This window comes from Streptomyces coryli (genome assembly GCF_011044975.1).
Taxonomy (GTDB): Bacteria; Actinomycetota; Actinomycetes; order Streptomycetales; family Streptomycetaceae; genus Streptomyces; species Streptomyces coryli.
Window position 1 is genome coordinate 1 of sequence record NZ_JAAKZV010000057.1, and the last position, 19,358, is coordinate 19,358.

General features: G+C 73.1%; 14 protein-coding genes. 4 read left to right on the top strand and 10 right to left on the bottom strand.

The window, feature by feature from the left end; genetic code table 11:
* Positions 1 to 1,343 (bottom strand): MocR-like transcription factor YczR (gene yczR, locus G5C51_RS15340; protein WP_165237540.1); only part of this gene is annotated, 1,343 nt, incomplete at its 3' end.
* A 103-nt stretch (positions 1,344 to 1,446) separates the two neighbouring features.
* On the opposite strand from yczR, the gene yczE reads away from it, so the two are divergent.
* Together yczE and G5C51_RS15350 are read left to right on the top strand one after the other, a co-directional pair.
* The gene (gene yczE, locus G5C51_RS15345) at positions 1,447 to 2,127 is read left to right on the top strand and encodes a membrane protein YczE (RefSeq protein ID WP_165237542.1); all 681 of its coding nucleotides are present in this window, start codon (positions 1,447 to 1,449) and stop codon (positions 2,125 to 2,127) included.
* 252 nt (positions 2,128 to 2,379) lie between these two features.
* Positions 2,380 to 2,766 carry an RNA polymerase-binding protein RbpA gene (locus tag G5C51_RS15350; protein WP_165237544.1) on the top strand — a complete coding sequence of 129 codons (387 nt, stop codon included), beginning with the start codon at positions 2,380 to 2,382 and terminating at the stop codon, positions 2,764 to 2,766.
* A gap of 106 nt (positions 2,767 to 2,872) precedes the next feature.
* On the opposite strand, the gene fxsA is transcribed toward G5C51_RS15350, so the two are convergent.
* The 5 genes from fxsA to G5C51_RS15375 form a co-directional block, all read right to left on the bottom strand.
* Positions 2,873 to 3,478 (bottom strand): FxsA family membrane protein, encoded by a 606-nt coding sequence (fxsA, locus tag G5C51_RS15355; protein WP_165237546.1) that lies wholly within the window; start codon positions 3,476 to 3,478, stop codon positions 2,873 to 2,875.
* A gap of 3 nt (positions 3,479 to 3,481) precedes the next feature.
* Complete coding sequence (locus G5C51_RS15360) at positions 3,482 to 4,249, bottom strand: glycosyltransferase (protein WP_165237548.1); 768 nt, start codon at positions 4,247 to 4,249, stop codon at positions 3,482 to 3,484.
* Positions 4,242 to 5,948: an apolipoprotein N-acyltransferase gene (gene lnt, locus G5C51_RS15365; protein ID WP_165237550.1), complete on the bottom strand. Its 1,707-nt coding sequence runs from the start codon at positions 5,946 to 5,948 to the stop codon at positions 4,242 to 4,244. The genes G5C51_RS15360 and lnt overlap by 8 nt, the downstream gene beginning before the upstream one ends.
* A 568-nt stretch (positions 5,949 to 6,516) precedes the next feature.
* Entirely contained in the window at positions 6,517 to 8,139 is a 1,623-nt protein-coding gene (locus G5C51_RS15370; protein ID WP_420824815.1) for an amidohydrolase, read from the bottom strand.
* A 63-nt stretch (positions 8,140 to 8,202) separates the two neighbouring features.
* On the bottom strand, positions 8,203 to 8,643 hold the full coding sequence (locus G5C51_RS15375) for an AsnC family transcriptional regulator (protein ID WP_165237552.1): 441 nt from the start codon (positions 8,641 to 8,643) through the stop codon (positions 8,203 to 8,205).
* Positions 8,644 to 8,846: 203 nt separating this feature from the next.
* Between G5C51_RS15375 and G5C51_RS15380 the strand changes: the two genes are divergently transcribed.
* A complete protein-coding gene (locus tag G5C51_RS15380) occupies positions 8,847 to 9,182 on the top strand; it encodes a hypothetical protein (protein ID WP_165237554.1) in 336 nt (111 codons plus the stop codon).
* A gap of 7 nt (positions 9,183 to 9,189) precedes the next feature.
* Here the strand turns inward: G5C51_RS15380 and G5C51_RS15385 are convergent, their stop codons facing one another.
* The 3 genes from G5C51_RS15385 to G5C51_RS15395 form a co-directional block, all read right to left on the bottom strand.
* Entirely contained in the window at positions 9,190 to 10,290 is a 1,101-nt protein-coding gene (locus G5C51_RS15385) for a phosphotransferase family protein (protein ID WP_165237556.1), read from the bottom strand.
* Between the two features lie 48 nt (positions 10,291 to 10,338).
* On the bottom strand, positions 10,339 to 11,469 hold the full coding sequence (locus G5C51_RS15390; RefSeq protein ID WP_165237558.1) for an Rv3169 family protein: 1,131 nt from the start codon (positions 11,467 to 11,469) through the stop codon (positions 10,339 to 10,341).
* Between the two features lie 146 nt (positions 11,470 to 11,615).
* Complete coding sequence (locus G5C51_RS15395) at positions 11,616 to 12,797, bottom strand: acyl-CoA dehydrogenase family protein (RefSeq protein ID WP_165237560.1); 1,182 nt, start codon at positions 12,795 to 12,797, stop codon at positions 11,616 to 11,618.
* Between the two features lie 405 nt (positions 12,798 to 13,202).
* Here G5C51_RS15395 and G5C51_RS15400 point away from each other — a divergent pair, with 405 nt between their 5' ends.
* A complete protein-coding gene (locus G5C51_RS15400; protein WP_240929673.1) occupies positions 13,203 to 14,027 on the top strand; it encodes a CDP-alcohol phosphatidyltransferase family protein in 825 nt (274 codons plus the stop codon).
* Positions 14,028 to 14,050: 23 nt separating this feature from the next.
* Here G5C51_RS15400 and G5C51_RS43765 read toward each other — a convergent pair whose 3' ends face one another.
* On the bottom strand, positions 14,051 to 19,354 hold the full coding sequence (locus G5C51_RS43765; RefSeq protein ID WP_165237564.1) for a Tc toxin subunit A-related protein: 5,304 nt from the start codon (positions 19,352 to 19,354) through the stop codon (positions 14,051 to 14,053).
* Positions 19,355 to 19,358 lie beyond the last annotated feature (4 nt).

Here is a 19,358-nt window from a genome sequence, read left to right on the forward strand (position 1 = left end):
GACGGCACCCGCACCCCGAACCGCTCCCCCGCCTCCGCGATCCGCGACCCGGACAGCCCGCCCGTACGCACCCACAGCGTCAGCCCACCCCGCGGCACCTCGAACTCCCACTCAGGCAGCTGCTCCCCCAGCGCCGCCACCAGCGCGTCCCTGCTCTGCCGCGCCTGCGCCCGGCGCAGCCCCACCGCGGACTCCCAGCCCTCCCCCGTCATCAGCCAGTTGACCGCCAGCTGCTCCAGCACCGGCGACCCCAGGTCCGCATACGCCCGCGCCGAGACCAGCGACCGCACCACCTCAGGCGCCGCCCGCACCCACCCGATCCGCAGCCCGGCCCAGAAGGCCTTGCTCGCGCTCCCAACGGTGATCACCGTCGACCCCGCCGGATCGAAGGCGGCGACCGGACATGGCAGCGACGCCCGGTCCGCCTCCTCCAGCGTCAACTCCCCCATCGTCTCGTCCGCGATCAGCGTCGTGCCCGCGCGCCGCGCGGCCTCCACCAGCTCGCGCCGCTTGTCCTCGCTCGCCAGCGCGCCGGTCGGGTTGTGGTAGTCCGCGATGACGTACGCCATCCGCGGCGCCGCGTCCCGCAGCACCTGCCGCCACGCCGGCAGGTCCCACCCGGCAAGCCCCTCGCCCATCGCGACCGGGACCAGCCGGCAGTCCTCCTCGCGGATCAGCTGCAGGATGTTCGCGTACGACGGTGAGTCCACCGCCACCCGCTCGCCGCGCCCGGCGAACAGCCGGACCAGCGCCGCCATCGCGCCCATCGCCCCGGTAGTGATCATGATCTGCTCGGGCATCGTCGGCACCCCGCGCGCCGTGTACCGGGCCGCGATCGTCTCGCGCAGCACCGGCAGCCCCGCCGGATAGTCGCCGTGGGTGTGCGCGTAGAGCGGGAGTTCCTCGAGCGCGCCCTGCATCGCCCGGGTCAGCCACGGCTCGGTGGCCGTCGGCGCGGCGCAGCCGAGGTCGATCATCGAGCCGGTCGACTCGGGCGGCAGCGGCTCGAGACCGCGCGTGGGCAGCGGGTGGCCGCCCGGCACCGAGGTCCAGCTGCCGGCGCCGCGGCGGGACTCGAGGAAACCGGCGGCGCGCAGATACTCGTACGCGGCCGCGATCGTCGTGCGGCTGACCGACAGCGCCGTGGCCAGCTCGCGCTCGGCGGGCAGCCTCGTGGCGACCGGCACCCGCCCCTCCAGCACCAGCAGCCGCACGCCGTCGGCGAGCGCCCGGTAGGCGGGCAGGCGGCGGCCCGCGGGGTCGGTGGCGGTGGAGCCCGCGCGCTGCGAGCGCAGCAGTCGGGCCAGTTGGGTCGCCCCCACGGAGGAAGTCCACTCACTCATCGAAACCAGTCCACCTCTCCGGAATTGGCCATGGTCCGGCAGCCGATCCAGGCCACAGGCTTTCACGTGTCAGGCCACCGGGGCCAGAGGGGAGCGCAGTTTGATGGGGTTCGGGCAGAAATTCCGGCGTACGCCGCATCTCACCCGGCGGCTGGTCCAGCTGTACGCCGGCCTGGCGCTGTACGGCGCGAGCTGCGGCCTCACGGTGCGGGCCGGGCTCGGCGTCGACCCGTGGGACGTCTTCCACCAGGGCATCTCCCGGCACACCGGCCTGACGATCGGCGTGGTGTCGATCATCGTCGGCGCACTCGTGCTGCTGCTGTGGGTGCCGCTACGGCAGCGCCCGGGGCTCGGGACGGTGTCCAATGTCTTCGTCGTGGGCCTGTCCATGGACGGCGCGATGGCCGTGGTGCCGGACGCGCACGGCCTGGCGTACCAGATCCCGCTGCTCGTCGCCGGTGTGGTGCTGAACGGCGTCGCCACCGGCATGTACATCTCCGCCCGCTTCGGCCCCGGGCCGCGCGACGGCCTGATGACCGGCCTGAACAAGCGGACCGGCTGGTCCATCCGGCTGGTGCGCACGCTCATCGAGCTGGCCGTCCTCGCCTCCGGCTTCCTCCTCGGCGGCACCGTCGGCGTGGGCACCGTCCTGTACGCGGTGTCGATCGGCCCGCTGGCCCAGTTCTTCCTGCGCTTCTTCGAGATCCCCGGCGCCGGCGGCGAGGTCCGAGTGGCCTCCGGGCCGGCGCGCGACACCGCCGAGGACGCCCGGATTTCGAACTAGGTGCTGTGGCCCGGTAAGGTACGCCTTTGGCCCGGCGGGTTCACGGTTACAGCGCGCGATGAGATGGCTGCCCAGGGTGACATCTCCCGCGAAGCGTGACATAACGGACACCGATGGGTACAAGCAATGGGGCGGCACGACGGGCGACGCATGTCCCGAAACCGGGAATCTTCATCGCCGACCGGACGTTGACCGGATGACGACGACAGCGACACCTGTCCTGTGGGCGATGAGCCCGGGAGGCACGAATTCATGAGTGAGCGAGCTCTTCGCGGCACGCGCCTCGTGGTGACCAGCTACGAGACGGACCGCGGCATCGACCTGGCTCCGCGCCAGGCCGTGGAGTACGCATGCCAGAACGGACACCGTTTCGAGATGCCGTTCTCGGTAGAGGCTGAGATTCCGCAAGAGTGGGAATGCAAGACCTGCGGCGCTCCGGCGCTCCTGGTGGACGGCGACGGACCGGAGGAGAAGAAGCTCAAGCCCGCCCGTACGCACTGGGACATGCTCATGGAGCGGCGCACCCGTGATGAGCTTGAGGAGGTGCTTGCGGAGCGGCTGGCCGTGCTCCGGTCCGGGGCGATGAACCTGGCGGTGCACCCGCGGGAGAGCGGTTCGTCCCGCAAGAAGTCGGCATAGCCGCCTAGCAGCAAAGCGAAGCGGCCGGTTCGCCTCACACCATCGGTGTGGGGGTGAACCGGCCGCTTCGTGGTTTTTCTACGGGCCGGCGCCGACCGCCCCGCTCCTACGGGGTCTTCGGCTCGTCCTCGTCCCGCACCACCTCGCCCTGGACGACCTTGCCGTCCGGGCGGTGGATTCTGGCCTGCGTGAAGGCCTGGTTCAGGTCGTCCAGACCCGCCTTCGGGGCCGCGGCCTCCAGGAAGCGGTTCGTCCGGCGCCGGATCAGGGAGCGCACCGGCGGAAGCAGCAGCACCAGGCCCAGCGCGTCCGAGACCAGGCCGGGGAACATCAGCAGCAGGCCCGCCAGCATCGTCAGAGCGTTGCCGCTGCCGTCGGTACGGGCGCCGGGGGCCGCGCCGGGCTGCAGCGACTCGGCCAGCCCGCGCCAGGCGCGGCGGCCGGCCCGCTTGATGACCACGGCACCGATGATGATGCCGAGGAGCAGCACGCCGAAGACGCCCAGGGCGCCGATCTTGGAGCCCAGCAGCATCAGCAGCCAGATCTCCAGCACCGCCCAGGCCGCCACGATCAGCGGCGTCACCCGCCGTGCGGTGGAGCGGCGGGGGCGCTGGGCGCCGGGGCCGCCGCCTCCGGGCACGGCGCCGTCAGCGCCGGGCGGTGGGCCGGCGGGGCCTTCGTACGGCAGCGGGGTGCGCTCGCGGTCGCTCATGTATCAAGTGTGCCTGCGACCGAGGAGTTTCTTCCCCCGGCCGACCGCGCCCCACGCCGTGACCCGCCAAAGGGCCTCTATGACGATGTCCCGGCTCATCTTCGAGTCGCCGCGCTCCCGCTCCACGAAGGTGATCGGGACCTCGACCACGTGGAAGCCGCCGCGGACCGCGCGCCGGGCCAGGTCGACCTGGAAGCAGTAGCCCTGGGAGGCCACGTCCTCGAGGCCGAGGCCCTCCAGGGTCTCGCGCCGGAAGGCCCGGTAGCCGCCGGTGACGTCCCTGATGGGGACGTCCAGGGCGATCCGGGAGTACGTGCTGCCGCCGCGGGAGAGGATCTCGCGCGACTTCGGCCAGTTCACCACCCGGCCGCCCGGCACCCAGCGGGAGCCGAGGACCAGGTCGGCGCCCTTGAGCGCGGTGAGCAGCCGGGGCAGCTCCTCGGGCTGGTGGGAGCCGTCGGCGTCCATTTCGACGATCACGCCGTAGCCGCGCTGCAACCCCCAGCGGAAGCCCGCCAGATAGGCCGCTCCCAGGCCCTCCTTGCCCTGCCGGTGCAGGACGTGGACCTGGTCGTCCTCGGCCGCCAGCTCGTCGGCGAGCTTGCCGGTGCCGTCCGGGCTGTTGTCGTCCGCCACGAGGATGTGCGCGTCCGGGACGGAGCTCCGGACCCGGCCGACGATGGGGCCGATGTTCTGCGCCTCGTTGTACGTCGGGATGATCACGAGGACCGTGCCCAGCGGCCCGTACTGCCGCCGACCGCCGTCAGTCACTGCTGCCCCTTGTTTCCACCGTCACGCTTTGAGAAGTCTCAGCACTCGTCCGGCGCCGCCGGCCGAGTGCACCCATGGTCACAGCGGCGGCGACGGAGACCAGCCCCACCATAGCGAGCACCCACTCGGGTGCCGCACCGGCTCGGTCGGCGATGGTCGTGTCGTCCCGCAGCGGCAGGTCCGTGGTCAGCACGTCCTGCGTGAACTCCGCCGTCCGCTGCTCGATCGTCCCGTCCGGCCGCACGATCGCGCTGATGCCGCTGGTGGCGGCCGTCACGACGGCCCGGCCGTGCTCGATGGCGCGGAGCTTGGACATGGCCAGCTGCTGCTCCGGCTGGCCGGTCTCGCCGTACGTGGCGTTGTTGGTCTGCACGACCAGTGCGCGGGCGCCGCCGTTGACCGTGTCCCGGACGATCTCGTCGTAGGCGACCTCGAAGCAGATCACGTCGCCGAGCTTCGCCGGACCGGTCTGCAGCACGCCGTCGTGGTCGCCGGGGTAGAAGTCCCGCGGGACCTGCTGCAGCCGCGTGATCACCTTGCTGAGCTGGTCGCGGAAGGGCACGTACTCGCCGAAGGGCACCGGGTGCTGCTTCGTGTACGACTTCCCGGGGCCCGTCTTCGGGTCCCAGACGATGCCCTGGTTCTCGACGTAGCCCTCCTTCTTCGGGTGGTCGACGAGGGCGCCGACGAGCACCGGCACGCCGATGTCCTTCACCGCCTTGTCGATCGCCTGGTACGCCTCGGGCCACTTGTACGGGTCGAGGTCGGAGGAGTTCTCCGGCCAGATGACGAGGTCCGGCTTCTCCTCCCGGCCCGCGCGGATGTCGTCGGCGAGCTTCTCGGTCGCCTCCGCGTGGTTCTCCAGGATCTTCATCGGGCGGCCGAGGAAGTCCATGCCGGGCTGCTGCACATTGCCCTGGACGACGGCGATACGGGCCGAGTCGTCGGCCTTGGTGGGCACCGGCACCGCGAGACCGACGAGGGCCACCACGGCGGCGAGGACGACGGCGACGGCGGCCGGGAGGGCGCCCCGTGGCGTACGGGAAGCGCCGTCCCGCAGCCGCCATGCGGCGAGGGCAGCCGCGGCCAGCAGCGCGCCGCACAGCGCCACCGCGAAGGTGACCAGGACGGCGCCGCCGAGGGCCGCGAGCGGGGTGAAGGGCGAGTCCGTGTTGGCGAAGGCCAGCCGGCCCCACGGGAAGCCGCCGAAGGGCTGCCGGTCGCGGGCGAACTCCTCCGCCACCCACAGGCAGGCCGCCCACAGCGGCCAGGCGGGCAGCCGGGAGGTCACGGCCAGACCCGCGCCCAGGAGCAGGAAGAAGGCGGCCTGGATGACCGACAGGCCGATGGTGGCGTCCCAGCCGACCACATGCAGCCACTTCAGCAGGCCGATGAAGAACGGCACCGCGAACGCGAACCCGTACCAGGCGCCCTGCCGCGCCGTCCGGCCGTGGACCAGCAGCGACAGCGTCGCCACGGCGACGAGCGACAGCGGCCACACGTCGTACGGCGGGAAGGCGGCGGCGAGCGCGAGGCCCGCGACGGCCGCGATGCCGGTACGCCGCCCGTTCCGCCGGGCGCAGGCGCCGAGGCGCTTCAGGCGCCCTGGACGGGCCCCCTCGTCGGCGGCGGCAGGCGCCTCAACGCCGGGCGCGCGTGAGCCGCCCTCGTCGGAGGCGGTGGTGATTTCGTGGCCCACGCTCACAGTCGGCTGGCCTTCCTGCAGGTCTTCGGTGCTGAGAGGACCGTATAACGCGGAAGGCGCAAAGTGAGGGGCCGGCTGCCTGCCTGTGGATAACTCCACGTGGCAGCCCGGGGCAAATACGACGGGTCGGGCCCGGCGCCCTTCGGTCCGACCTGGGACCCGCTGGCTGCGGATCGACCGAGGGCCGTTGTCTACTGAGCGTCCGGGCCCCACCCGGGTCACACCTGCCGACCGTCGGGAACCATCCCGCCCCCGTGCCGTAACCCGCTGGACCTGGCTCCCAGTGGTGGGATGCCGGTGCGGCACACCACCTGTGGCCCAGCGGCCTCCGACGACTGCGTGGAAGGACCGCGGTCGGACGTCCTGTGGTGGACCTGGCCGAAACTACCCGGCAGCGCCCTTGTCGTGTCAACAGCCGTGTCGCCTGGGGTGTTCTGACGAAGTGCCAGGTCAGTGAAGAGGCGGCGACGTATGGGCCCGGTAAGCAAGGCACGTCGAACGGCCTACAGAAGATCATTAAGTCACCCGCTTGGCCGACGTGACGCCCTGTCAGGGCCGCATCTCAGCCCGCGTCGAACACCGTCTCGCCACCGAGCACGGTCCTGCGGCACACCGGCAGTGCCACCTCCGGGCCGACGTCCGGCAGCCCCGGAGTGCCGGAGCGCGGATCGGTGGACCAGTTCGCCACCCGGTCGTCGGGCACCTGGACGATCAGCTCGCCGGTGTCCCACACCGCGTAGTCCGCCGGGGCGCCCGGCACCAGCACGCCCGCGTCGTCCTCCCCCGCGGCCCGCCGGCCGCCGCGGGTGTGCGCCGCGAAGGCCGCGCGCACCGAGATCCGGTGCTCGGCGGTGCGGTGGAAGGCGGCGGCGCGGATGGCGCCCCACGGGTCGAGCGGCACCACCGGCGCGTCCGAGCCGAAGGCCAGCGGCACGCCGGCCCGCAGCAGCGCCGCGAACGGGTTCATCGTGACCGCCCGCTCCGCGCCCAGCCGCCGCGCGTACATGCCGTCCGTGCCGCCCCAGGCGGCGTCGAAGCCGGGCTGCACGGACGCGGTGAGGGCGAGCTCGGCGAAGCCCGCGATCGTGTCGGGCGTGAGCATCTCGGCGTGCTCGACGCGGTGCCGGTGGGCCCGTACGCGGTCCAGGCCGAGCTCCTCGGCGGCGGCGCGCACGCCGGCCACCACGTTGTCCACGGCGTGGTCGCCGATGGCGTGGAAGCCCGCCTGCAGCCCCGCCTCCGTGCACGCGCGCACGTGCGCGGCCACGGCGGCCGCGTCCAGGTACTGGTTGCCGTGGCCGGGGCCGTCCGCGTACGGCGCCGTGAGATGGGCCGTACGGGAGCCGATGGAGCCGTCGGCGTACAGGTCCCCGCCGGCGCCGCGGGCGCCCATCTCGCGCACCCGGCGGGCGTCCGCGGGGCCGGTGACCAGCTCGGCCCAGTAGCCGATGACGCGCGGCCCGGGCTCCTCCCGGGCCAGCCGCAGCACCGCCGCGAAGTCGTCATCGCTGGAGGTGCCGGGCCCGCCGCACTCGTGCAGCGCGCCGATGCCGACCGAGGCGGCGCGGGCGCGGGCTGCGCGCCGGGCCTCGGCGAGCTGTACGGGGCTCAGAGTCCCGAACGCCGCCTCGCGGACGGCGTGGTGGGCGTCGGCGGTCAGCGGGCCGCCCTCGGGCGCGAAGCCCGCCTTGCCCGCGAGGTCGGTCACCAGGTCCGCGAGCGCCGTCGTGATGACCGCGGAGTGGACGTCGACGCGGGAGGCGTACAGCGGGCGGCCGCCGGTGGCGGCGTCCAGCTCGGCGCGGGACGGCGGCCGGCCCTCCGGCCAGCGGGAGTCGTCCCAGCCCTGGCCGAGCAGCACCCGGTCGGCGGGGCGGGACGCGGCGTACGAGCGGATGCGCTCCAGCGCGTCCGCAAGGGAGGTGGCCGGGGCGAGGTCGAGCCCGGTGAGGGCGAGGCCGGTGGCCGTCAGGTGCACATGGGCGTCGGTGAACGCCGGGGTGACCAGGGCGCCTTCGAGGTGGATCACCTCGTCCACGCCGTCGGCGAAGGAGTCGGCGGCGCCTTCCGAGCCGACCCAGGCGACGGAGTCGCCCTCGACGACCATGGCGGTGGCGAAGGGGTCGGCGGGCGTGTGGACTTCGCCGCCGCGCAACAGGACGGTACGGCGGGCCGGGTCGGACACCGGGGTCACCTCGATGGACTTGAAAAGCGGTTCAGCGGCGGCTCAGCGGGGGTTCCGGCGCGCTCAGATCTGCGGCGGCCGGGCCTCGTACGGCGTGGACAGCACGACCGTCGTACGGGTCGAGACCCCCGCCAGGGTGCGGATGCGGGCGAGCAGGTCCTCGAGCGCGGAGGGGGCGCCGACGCGCACCTTGAGGATGTAGTTCTCCTCCCCCGCCACGCTGTGGCAGGCCTCGATCTCCGGCACGTCGGCGAGCCGCTCGGCGATGTCGTCGGGCGCGCTCGGGTCGAAGGGTTTGACGGAGATGAACGCCGTCATGGGCAGGCCGACGGCCTCGGGGTCGACGATGGCCGCGTAGCCGCGGATCACGCCGCGCTGCTCCAGCCGCCGGACGCGCTGGTGCACCGCCGAGGTGGACAGGCCGGTGGCCTTGCCCAGGTCGGTGTAACTCATCCGCCCGTCTCTGACGAGCAGCTCCACGATGTGCCGATCCAACTCCTCCACAGCGGATCAACTTACTGCCCCGCGGCACCCTTGGCACAATCGCGCCTCACGCCTCGCATCCCCACCCGACCCCGTGTGACCAAAACCACACGCTGCGTGGGCCTCCGGACAGTGCCCCAGGATTATTCGCTGGACAAGGCGGGAAATGCTTGCTGTGGTCGAGACCACGTTCAGGCTGGTCGGCCTATCCGAGGGGGAGCGCCATGCTCGAATCGCTCGACACGTACGACATCTTCCGCGTTGTTTGCCCTGATTGCGGGCAGCCCATCGCCCTTCTGGAAGGTGAGGACCGGCTTCCTGACCACGGCCGCACGGCGGCGCTGTTCAACCCGTTCGGCATCTCCGTCTGCGAGGGCGCCGGGCGGCCGGTCGCCGAGGCGCGGCCGGCCGACGACGGCAGCGAGGTGGAGGAGCAGGAAGCGGGCGTGCTGCTGAGCCTGCCGGAGGGCCTGGACTGGCGCCGGCAGCCGTTCAGCCACGCGGGTGGTGCCAGGCCGGTGCGGGTGCACATTCCGGCCCAGCTGCGCCGCACCGCCTAGGCCGCGGCTACCAGTACCGCCCGGCGGTCATCGCCTCGAGCGCCGCGCGGTTCATGATCAGGTCGTCCGGGTCGTCGGGCTGCGGCACCTCCCCGAAGTGGATCTGCCGGTAGCCGACCCGGAGCATCACGACGGCGTGCCGCAGGCAGGCGTAGAGCGTGTGGAAGTCCATGTCGCGCGGGGTGTACCCGGTGTACTCGGCGTACCGCTCCAGGACCGCGTCCCGGCGGAAGAAGTCGGGCAGCCCCGGCTGGCCCAGCGTCACGGTCAGGTCCTGGAAGAAGCGGTGCAGGTAGATCGCCCACGCGAGGTCGAGTTCACGCGGGCCCACCGAGGCCATTTCCCAGTCGAGTACGGCGGCGGGCGCGAAGCCGTCGTAGATGATGTTGCCGATCCGGGAGTCGCCCCAGCTGAGCACCGTCTCGCCCTCGTCGTCCGGCCAGAGCGCCTCGAGCCGCCCGAAGGCGCGCTCGATCGCGGCCGAGCGCGGCCGCCCGCCCACGACCCACAGGTAGTACTCGTCCAGCGCGTCCACATGCCGCCGCAGCGGCGTGCCGCCGCCCGGCCGGGCGAGGAACTCCGCCTCGGCGGCGGGTACCTGGTCGTGGATGCGGGCGATGACCGACACCGAGTCCGCCTCCAGCCGCTCCCGTTCGGCGTCGGTGGCGGCGTGCAGCCAGTTGCCCTCGTACGTGTACGGCATGACGTCCGGCGGCACCCGCCCGTCGACCCGCTCCATCACGAAGAACGGCGCGCCCAGATGCGTGGGATCCGTCTCCAGCCAGTGCACGGCCGGCACCGGCACGTCGGAGTGCTCGCCGACCAGCCGCATCGTGCGGTGCTGCCGCGCCATGTCGTACTCGGGGAAGATCGTGTACGCGTCCGGGTCCGCCGCCAGGCGCAGGGCGCAGCGGCGCGCGGGGGCCTCCGGGTGGTCGATGCCGAAGAGCAGGGTTTCGCTGGACATCCCGTTGGAGTCCGGGACTTCGACGTCTCTGGCGCGCGCGCCGGGCAGCACCTTTCCGAGCCAGGTGTCGAGGTGGCGGGCGAGCTCCTCGGGGTCGCGGGTGGTGCGCTGGATCTTCGGTGCCTCCGGGGTGGCGGCCATGGCGGTGGATCCTCTCTGGCGGCGCGCTGGGGACGCTTGAGGGGTGTTTCAGGGGGCGACGGAGTCGTAGCCGGTGAATCCGCTGGGGTCGTGGCGGCCGAAGCTGCCGTGCTCGAAGATGCCGTAGCCGGTCCGGCCGTCGAGGGTGAAGCGGGCGGCGTGGTCGGTGACGCCGTAGGCGGCCATGGGGTTGGCCGCGGGGTCGGTGAGGTCGTAGGCGCGGCGGTCGGTCCAGCCGCGGCCCTGCCAGGTGCCGTGCTGCCAGTCCTCGGCGGGCGGGTAGCCGGCGCCGACGGCGAGCGGTGACGAGACCAGGGTCTCGGCGTGCAGCTCGAGCGGTTTGCGGGCGGTGTCGGTGAGGTGCAGGACGGCGCGCTCGGGGTGGCGGGTGCCGGAGCGGTAGGTGATGTCGGCGTGCGGCCAGCCGAGTTGGGCGTCGGGGCGGCCGTCGGCCCGTATCTCGACGGCCTGGTTGAGGGTGCGGTAGCCCTCGGGGTTCTCCTGCAGGACGACCATGACGAAGCGGTCGTCGAAGCGCACCGGGCACCACAGCCAGTGGAAGCCCTCCGGGAGGTGCTCGGCGGCGGCGCGGCCGTTCTCCTCGCCGCGGATGGGGCGGATGCCCCAGCTGCGGTCGCGGGTGCCGGTCCAGTCGGCGGCGGCGACGGCGAGGTCCTGCCCGCCCGCGCGGATGGTGCCTTCCGGGGTGCCCGCCTGCACGAAGCGGGTGGCTTCCAGGGTGAGCCGGTCGCCGGTGCGCATGGTGTGGTGCGGCTCCCAGAGGGCGGGGAAGGCGGCCGTCCAGGTGAGGTCGTACGAGAGGGAGTCCGGGTCGTCGGGGTCGGCGGCGCAGGTGAGGCGGAAGCGCTTGAGCGGCTCGTCGACGGTGATGGTGAACGGGCCGACGGCCAGGTGCATCCGGTCGTCGGTGAGGGCGTCGGAGGCCCGTACCGCGAGGAGGCTGCCGTCGGGTGTGGTGAGGGTGGCGAAGGCGTCGATGACGCCGGCGTTGGGATAGACGCCGAGGCCGGCTATGAGCAGGGCGCGGCCCGCGTGGTCGAAGACCTGGAAGATGCAGCGGTCGTAGGCGTTGCGGTCGCCGGTGGCCACGTGCCGTATGGACAGCGGGACTTGGTGGATCGGGTATTCGTCGAGCGGTGCGGGACGGTCGCTTGCCACGTGCGCCTCCGGCTGGTCGGACGGAACTTCCCGGACCGGCGCGGGGGTGCGGTCCCGATGCGGTGTGCGATGACGGTACGTCAGCCCGCCTTACGGGACCAGAGGTTGGCGGCGGCGCACTGGTGACGCCGCCGCTCAGCTCGGGATCAGCGGGTTTCGGGGCCGGCCAGGTGCCGGGCCACGACCACCCGCTGAATCTGGTTCGTGCCCTCCACGATCTGCAGCATCTTCGCCTCGCGCATGTACCGCTCCGCGGGGAAGTCGGCGGTGTAGCCGTAGCCGCCGAGGATCTGCACCGCGTCGGTGGTGATCCGCATGGCGGCGTCGGTGCAGAAGAGCTTGGCCATGGCGGCCTGCTTGGCGAACGGCTTGCCGGCGTCCCGCCGCCGGGCCGCGGACAGGTAGAGCGCGCGGCCCGCCTCGATCTGCGTGGCCATGTCGGCGAGCATGAAGCGCAGGCCCTGGAAGTCCGCGATCGGCCGCCCGAACTGCTCGCGCCCGGCCGCGTACGCGAGCGCCTCGTCCATCGCCGCCTGGGCGAGGCCGACGGCGCAGGCCGAGATGCCGAGGCGCCCTGAGTCGAGGGCGGAGAGCGCGATGGCGAAGCCCTGTCCCTCGTCGCCGATCCGGCGGGCGTCCGGGACACGGACGCCGTCGAAGTGCACCTGGGCGGTGGGCGAGCCCTTCAGGCCCATCTTCCGCTCCGGCGCCGCGGCGGAGACGCCCGGCGCGTCTCCCGGTACGAGGAAGGCGCTGATGCCGCGGGCACCCGGGCCTCCCGTACGGGCGAGGACGGTGTAGAAGTCGGCGACGCCGCCGTGGGTGATCCAGGCCTTGGTGCCCTCGATGACCCAGTCGTCGCCGTCGCTGACCGCCTTGGTGCGCAGGGCGGCGGCGTCGGAGCCGGCGGCGGGCTCGGAGAGGCAGTACGCGCCGAGCAGGCCGCCGCCGAGCATGTCGGGCAGGTGGTCGGCCTTCTGCTCCTTGGTGCCGTAGCCGGCGAGCGCGTGGCAGGCGAGCGAGTGCACCGAGACGCCGAGGCCGACGGTGAGCCGCGCGGCGGCCAGCTCCTCGAGGACCTGGAGGTACACCTCGTAGGGCTGCTCGCCGCCGCCGAACTCCTCCGGGTACGGGAGGCCGAGCAGGCCGGATTCGGAGAGCAGGCGGAAGAGTTCGCGGGGGAAGCGGCCGGCGTCCTCCTCGGCGCTCGCGCCGGGCACGATCTCGCGCTGCGTCAGTTCACGCACCAGTTGGAACAGATCCCGCGATTCCTCGGTGGGCAGTTCCCGGTCCACCGGCTGCGGGCCGTACGGGCCGAAGTCCGACATGGCGGCGCTCCTCTCCCTGTTCGGGCGCGTCGTCTGCGGGCACCGCCCGGGGTAGGGGCCGCACCTGCCGTTGTCTGTCCCGGACGATCTTCCCTTCCCGGGTCACGGGAAAGCGGGCAAAGCGACTGGGACGGATGGAGTATGCCCGATCGGAGGAGGTCAGTCACCGCATGGTGGTGCGCATCACGTCGCCGGACGGCGGCGCCAACACCCCCGGGCCACACGAATACCGGAGGCACCAAGGGACCGCCCCGGCCGGACCGTTCCGGCCGGCCGCTGCCGGACCCGCTCTGCGGCCGCCACGCTGCGCGGATACCCTTTCATCAGGCCGGGGCCGGCGCACCGGGCGCACCGCGGGGCGCGGCCGGCACTGACGGACGACCGCCCACCGGCCGGAGGCCCGCCTTGATCGGCAGTAAGCGTGACCGTACGTCGTCCCCTGCCGCGGAACCGGGGCCCGGGGACGACGACCTGCCACCGGGCACCCGGCTGACGATCGCGGACCTGCTGACCCTGGCCAATGCCACCTGCGGCTTCCTCGCGGTGTACTTCACCACCACCGGGGTGCTGATGCCGCATCTGTCGGAGGCGGCGAACGAGGACGGCATGGCCCGGCAGAGCGCGGCCACGGCGGTGATGCTGATCCTGCTGGCGGCGGTGTTCGATCTGTTCGACGGCCTCGTCGCCCGCCGGCTGCGCAGCTCGGCGATGGGCGCCGAGCTGGACAACCTGTCCGACCTGATCAGCTTCGGCCTGGCCCCGGCGTATTTCGTGCTGGTCTACGGCCTGGTCACCGAGGGGGCCAATCCGGGGGTCGCGGTCGTGGCCGCCGTGCTGGTCATGCTGGCCGTGGTGCTGCGGCTGGCCCGGTTCTCCGCCACCACGGTGCCGGAGGGGGTCTTCCAGGGCATGCCGTCGCCCTTCGGGGCGCTGACGGTGGTCTCCATCGTGCTGCTGCGGCTGCCCTTCATCCCGACGCTGCTGGCCGTCACGGGCGCCGCCTGGCTGATGGTCTCCCGCGTCGAGTACCCCAAGCCCCGCGGCCGCCTCGCGGCGATCACCCTGATCTGGGTGTGCGTCAGCATGGGCTGCCTGATGGCCTGGGCCTTCAACGCGCCGGGCGGCGCGGCCCTGCTGCGCACGGGCTGCGCCCTGCAGATCGCGGGCGCGGTGGCGATCCCGCTCGCCGCCACGGTCCGCCGGCTGCGCCGGCGCGGCACGCCTGCCTGACTGCCGTAGGACCGCACGCGAGGCTACGACGTCCATACCGGGCCCTGTCCGGTCCAGCTCACCACCAGCAGGATGTCGGTGAGGATGCCGGAGTCGAAGAGGGCCTTGGCCTCGGGGGTGAAGCCGAGGCGCCAGTCGCCGACCGGTGTGGTGCCGCCGAGCGGGCGCCAGGAGGCGGCGTTGCCGCGGCGGGTGGAGGCGAGGCCGGCGTCGGTGGTCGCGGCTCCCCCGGTCTCGCCGCGGTGCAGCGTCACCGCCGTGGGCGGCACCGCCTCGGTGCCCACCAGGCGCAGCGCGACCGCCGCCGTCGACAGGTTGCCGATCTGGAGCGGGAAGTCGGCGTCGCGGAGGGTGAGCGTGGCCGCGCGGTCGCCCGGGTCCGCCGGGTTGTTGAGGTCGTACCACTGGTCGGGGAAATCCCGGGCGAGCGAGAACACGCAGTCCGCGCCGCGCTGCCGGTCGGCGTTGAGGCGGGTGATGACCTGGTCGCGGTAGTCGCCGTCGTGCAGGGCCGTGTACTCGATGGTGACCAGGACGTCGACGATGGTGGTGAAGTCGAACGGGTTGGCGGCCGGCGGGAGCTGCAGCTCCCAGGTGGTGTCGACGCCGCTGGACTCGAAGGGCAGCAGGAGCTCGGACTGGGCGTCGAGTTCGAAGACGCCGGTGGCGCCGACCGGGGACGTCAGCGCGACGACCGACGGGTCGTGCCGCACCGTGATGTCGCGGAAGGCGCCGTCCTGTCCGGTGGTCACCCGGGAGATGCCGTTGGAGCGCAGGGTGGCGCGGATGCCCCGGTCCGGCGGTATCAGCGCTACGACGCTGGTGCGCACCTGGCGGATCATCCGCAGGTAGTGGCCCGGGAAGTCGGCGTCGAACAGGGCCATCGGCGTGGCGAAGGCGAGCGTGCCCGTCTCCCGGAAGCCCAGGAACTCCACCGGCATCAGGCGCGCCAGTGAGAACGTCTGGGACAGGTTCAGGCGGCGCTGCTCGGAGCCCAGGGCGTACTGGTCGAGGCGGGTCAGGTCCTCGGCGAGCTGCTCGGCGCCTGCCAGGCCGCGGCGGCCGGGGCCGCCGGCCTCGGCGGGCGACTGCCAGTAGTCGTTGCGGATGAGCGACTGCGCCGGTTCGGCCCGCTCGAAGGAGAGCTGCGCCTGGGCGAGGCGGGCGGTGGCGGTGGCCTGCTGCAGGAAGTAGCGGTAGACCGCGCCGAGGGTGTTGCTCAGCCACAGATACAGATCGGCGTTGGTGAACTGGCCGTTCAGGAACTTCAGGGTCGCCACCGCCTGGTCGTGCTGGAGCGCGGCGATGGCCTGCTCCTGCATGACGATGGCGACATGGTCCCGGGCGGTCGTCACCTGGGCGGCGGCGATGAGGGAGTCCTGCTCGGAGGCGACGAGCTGCCGCCGCCACTCGTCCTTGCGCTGCTCGATCCCGGCGTGCAGCTGGTCGGCCTGCATCTGCGCCTCGACGTCGTTCTGCCATGCCTGGAGCGCACCTTTGGCGGCGAGGCCCGTCGAAATGCCGATCGCGAGGGCCGCCTTGGCGCCGCCGCTGAAGACCTCGTCCAGCAGGTTGGCCGCGTTGGACGCCGCCTGGGCGATGCCGATGGCGGTGTCGACCGCGACGATGCCGTGTTTGATGTCGCGCATCTTTTCGTACGCGTCCAACAGGTCCGCCTCGTACTTGTTGGGGGGCGCCGTGAGCGCGTCCCGGTACGTCCCGGACAGGACGTCCGCCTTGGTCTGCTGCGCCGTGGCGGCGGTGACCGCGTCGGTCGCCTCCGTCACGCGGCCCGCCGCCAGCGTGGCCTGGGCCGCGCTCAGGTCGATGCCCTTGAGCGCGTCGAACACCCGTAGGTTCCGCTCGTCGTACTTCTCCAGCGCGGCGAGGTAGCCCGCCTCCATCTGCGCCGCCTGGGCGGTGAGCTGTCGGGCCCGGTCCAGCAGCACGCGGAACCGGAACGGCGTCGGCTGGCTGACCGTCGTCATCGTGGCGACGCCCCGGCTGCGGGGCGTCCCGGCGATGTTCCGGCCCTGCCGCAGCTTGGCGAGCTGGACCCGGGCCCGGGCCCGTAGCGAGTCGATCTCCGGGATGGCCAGGGCCGGCTCACCGATGTTGGTGGGCTGCTGCGGCTGCAGCTTCGGAGCGTCGAGGAGCCGCCGGGCCGTGACGTACAGGGCGCGGGCGTGGGCCACGGACTCGTCGGTCTCGCGGGTGAACTCGGCGTCGGCGTGGTCGAGATGGCAGCGGATGACAGCGAGCAGGGTGGCGCGACTGTACGGCGTGGGCCGGGTGCCGGCGAGCGTGACGGGCGCGAGCCGGGTCGTCCACTGGGGCGGGAAGCGCAGGTCGGGGCGGGCCGGGGCCTCCAGGTTGATGCGGTGGAAGACGGAGATCGGGTCGCTGACGTCGTACGGGTACACCAGCCAGTACCAGTCGAGGGCCGCCGGATAGTCACCGACGGACTGCAGCCGCGCGGCGAGCAGCAGCGGCACGGCCCAGAAGATCTCCCGGGCGGCCGCCTCGGGCCGCCCGGCGGAGATGTCCCGCAGCGCCTTCTGGTGCTCCACCGACCGGTTCGGGTCGAGGTAGGTGAAGGTGAGGCCCAGCTGGCTCAGATACGTGGCCGCGTGCCGGCGGGCGTCCGCGGCGCTGAACGGGCCCGAGCCGCGGATGTTCGCGTAGAAGGTGTCGAACGGCGACGGCGGCGTGGCGTTCGGGACCAGCAGCGTCGGGTCGAGATTCCGCTCGGGGAAGAGGAACGCCGTGGTGGCGGCCTGCCAGCTGCCGTGTTCCCCCATCCACACCCAGGCGGCGGTGAACGCGTCGAAGTTGTTGAGGGTCCAGGCCGCCGCCGGGTGGTTGGGCGGGAGTTCGCCGGAGCGCTTGGCGGACAGCAGCGACTGGACGCTCTCGATGGCCTGCCCGATCCGGGTGGTACGCAGCGTGCCGCCCGCCAGGACGTCGACCAGGAACAGCCCGGACAGCTCCTCTCCGGTGGTGGTGAGGTCGCTGTTCGTGGGCGCCGCGAGGTCGGTGAGCAGGGCGTCCCGCAGGGCCGGCAGGGTCGCCTGCTCGGTGGCGGCGACGGCCCGCGCGCCACCGTCGAGGACGTCCTGCCGCTCGGCGATCCGGCCGCGCAGCACGGCCTGCCAGTCGGCGCGTGCCCCGGGGTCCGCGCGGTACAGGCTGACCTGGGGGCCGGCTCCGTAGAGCACGAAGAAGTCCGGCGAGAGCACGAAGGCCGTCTCCTGCGCCCGCCACGCGGGATACAGCTGGCGGCGGCGGGCGCCGACGAGGACGGCGATCGCGTCGTTCCACTCGGCGGTGGTGAGCGGCCCGGTGGCCGCGAGGCGGGCGAGCTGCCGCAGGTAGAGGAGGCCGCCCCGCGGCAGGCCCACCGCGGCGAGCGCCGCCCTGATGTCGGTGCCGCGTGCGTCCTTGGCCTCCAGGTCGGCGAGGTCGGCGCCGGGCAGGGCCCGCGCCGTCATGGCGGCGAGGCCCTGCACCGGGTCGGTCTGGCCGTTGCGCAGGCTGTTGAGCAGGTTGCCGAAGTCGGAGAGGGTGTGGGCGCGCTGGGCCAGCAGGGTGCGGATGGGGTCGCCCTTGGGTCCTGGCACGACGTCGGGGGCGCCGATGACATCCGGGTCCACCAGCGCCGTGAACGCCCTCGGCGTGGGCGGATGCTGGTCCCGCTCGGCCCAGGAAAGCGCCAGGGCGGCCAGCTGCCAGGTGCGGATCAGCGGGGTGACGGGTGCCCTGAGCGGGTCGGCGGCGGCGGACGACGGCAGGCCGAAGAGGATCTCCAGGGCCGGCTCGGTGAGCGCGTTGCCGTCCAGTACGAGCCGGTCCAGCTCGTCGGGCCGGGTGGCCGCGAGGCGGATGCCCAGGCGGTCGGCGAGGGCGCGGCGGGCCGCCGGGTCCGCGCCCCGGATCTGCCGCAGCTCCGCGTGGGAGGTGCCGAAGGCGGCCAGCAGGCCCGTGTAGGCGGCGCTGCGGTACGCGGCCTCTGCGGCGGCTCCGGGGGCCGTGGGGGTGGCGGTGGCGGCGATGCGGGCCCGTAACAGCTCGACGGGGACCCTGAGTTGGTTGATCTCGAGGCCGCCGCGGTCGGCCGCGGCGGACAGCGGCTGGCTCAGCCGGCCGAGGGGCTGGCCGAGGGCGGCGACGAGGGTGGCGGTGTCCAGCGGGGCCGGCGGGCTGCCAGGGACGGTGACCTGCTCCTGCGCGAACGACAACAGGCCGGACAGGTACTGCCGTTCGTTGAGGCGCTGCTCCAGGTCGGCGGGGACGTAGGAGCTGATCACCACGACCGGGACGGAGAGCTGCGGGGCCGGGGTCGCGTTGCCCGCCTGGTCGCTCGCCCGTACATAGATCGTGTGGGCGCCGAAGCCCGTCATGGGGATGTCGGCGCTCCAGGTGCGGAAGTCGCCCGCGGCCGAGGGGCGGGCGGTGGTCCAGGGGCCGCCGGGGGCGAGCGCCCAGGCGACGGTGGCGGGGGCGCCCACCATGCCGCTCTGCGCGTCCTCCGTGGTGCCCTGCACCGGTACGGTCAGCGCGCCGTTCGCGTCGCCGACGAGGTTCGCGCCGGGCTGCGGCGACGCCACCCGCACCCGCGGCGGCGCGATGTCGCGGCCGGTGAGCGTACGGGTCTGCGTCGTCGCCACGCCGTCCGGATCGGAGACGGTCACGGAGAGGGAGCGGGCGCCGAGCGGCATCGGGGCGAGCAGCACCTGCTTCGTGTACGAGGTGCCGGTGAGCTGCTCGCTCGTGGTCTGCCCGTCCCGGGTGATCTTCACCGTGAGCGGGAAGAACTGGTCGGCGGTCGTGGTGAATTGCGCGGTGACCTGGCCGCCGCCCTCGTCGAGGTTCACCACCGCGCCGTCGGCGGGCGAGGTGAGGGTGAAGGCGGGCGGCGCGGCGGCCGCCACGTGGACGGCGCGGGGAGCCGACACGATGTCCCGGGTCCCGTCGGCCACGCCGACGGCCATGACCGTGTGATCCCCTGGCCGCGGGAACGTCACCGAGTAGTTGCCGCCGCCTCCCCGGGGGTCGTTGATCACCACCGAGCCGTTGACGGTGACGCGGGTCGCCGTGAAGATGACGGCGTCCCTGGGCTCCCAGGTGAGGTCCGCCTGGACCCACACCCAGCGGATGCCGGGGTCCTCCCGCACGGCGACCGTGGTGGGCGCGCCCGCCACGACCCGGCTCGCGGGCAGCGAGACGCTCACCGACGGCGGAACGTCCGGCGGCGGCTTGGGAATCTGCTGAACCACCAGCTCCCGCAGCCCGAACGGTGTCGCGTCATCCATTTCCTCGGTGGTCATGGCT

Bases quoted from the DNA above. Each gene is read 5' to 3' on its own strand.
- G5C51_RS15395 (WP_165237560.1), bottom strand. From the start codon at position 12,797: ATGTCGGACTTCGGCCCGTACGGCCCGCAGCCGGTGGACCGGGAACTG.
- G5C51_RS15385 (WP_165237556.1), bottom strand. From the start codon at position 10,290: ATGGCCGCCACCCCGGAGGCACCGAAGATCCAGCGCACCACCCGCGAC.
- yczE (WP_165237542.1), top strand. From the start codon at position 1,447: ATGGGGTTCGGGCAGAAATTCCGGCGTACGCCGCATCTCACCCGGCGG.
- G5C51_RS15380 (WP_165237554.1), top strand. From the start codon at position 8,847: ATGCTCGAATCGCTCGACACGTACGACATCTTCCGCGTTGTTTGCCCT.
- G5C51_RS15350 (WP_165237544.1), top strand. From the start codon at position 2,380: ATGAGTGAGCGAGCTCTTCGCGGCACGCGCCTCGTGGTGACCAGCTAC.
- G5C51_RS43765 (WP_165237564.1), bottom strand. From the start codon at position 19,354: ATGACCACCGAGGAAATGGATGACGCGACACCGTTCGGGCTGCGGGAG.
- fxsA (WP_165237546.1), bottom strand. From the start codon at position 3,478: ATGAGCGACCGCGAGCGCACCCCGCTGCCGTACGAAGGCCCCGCCGGC.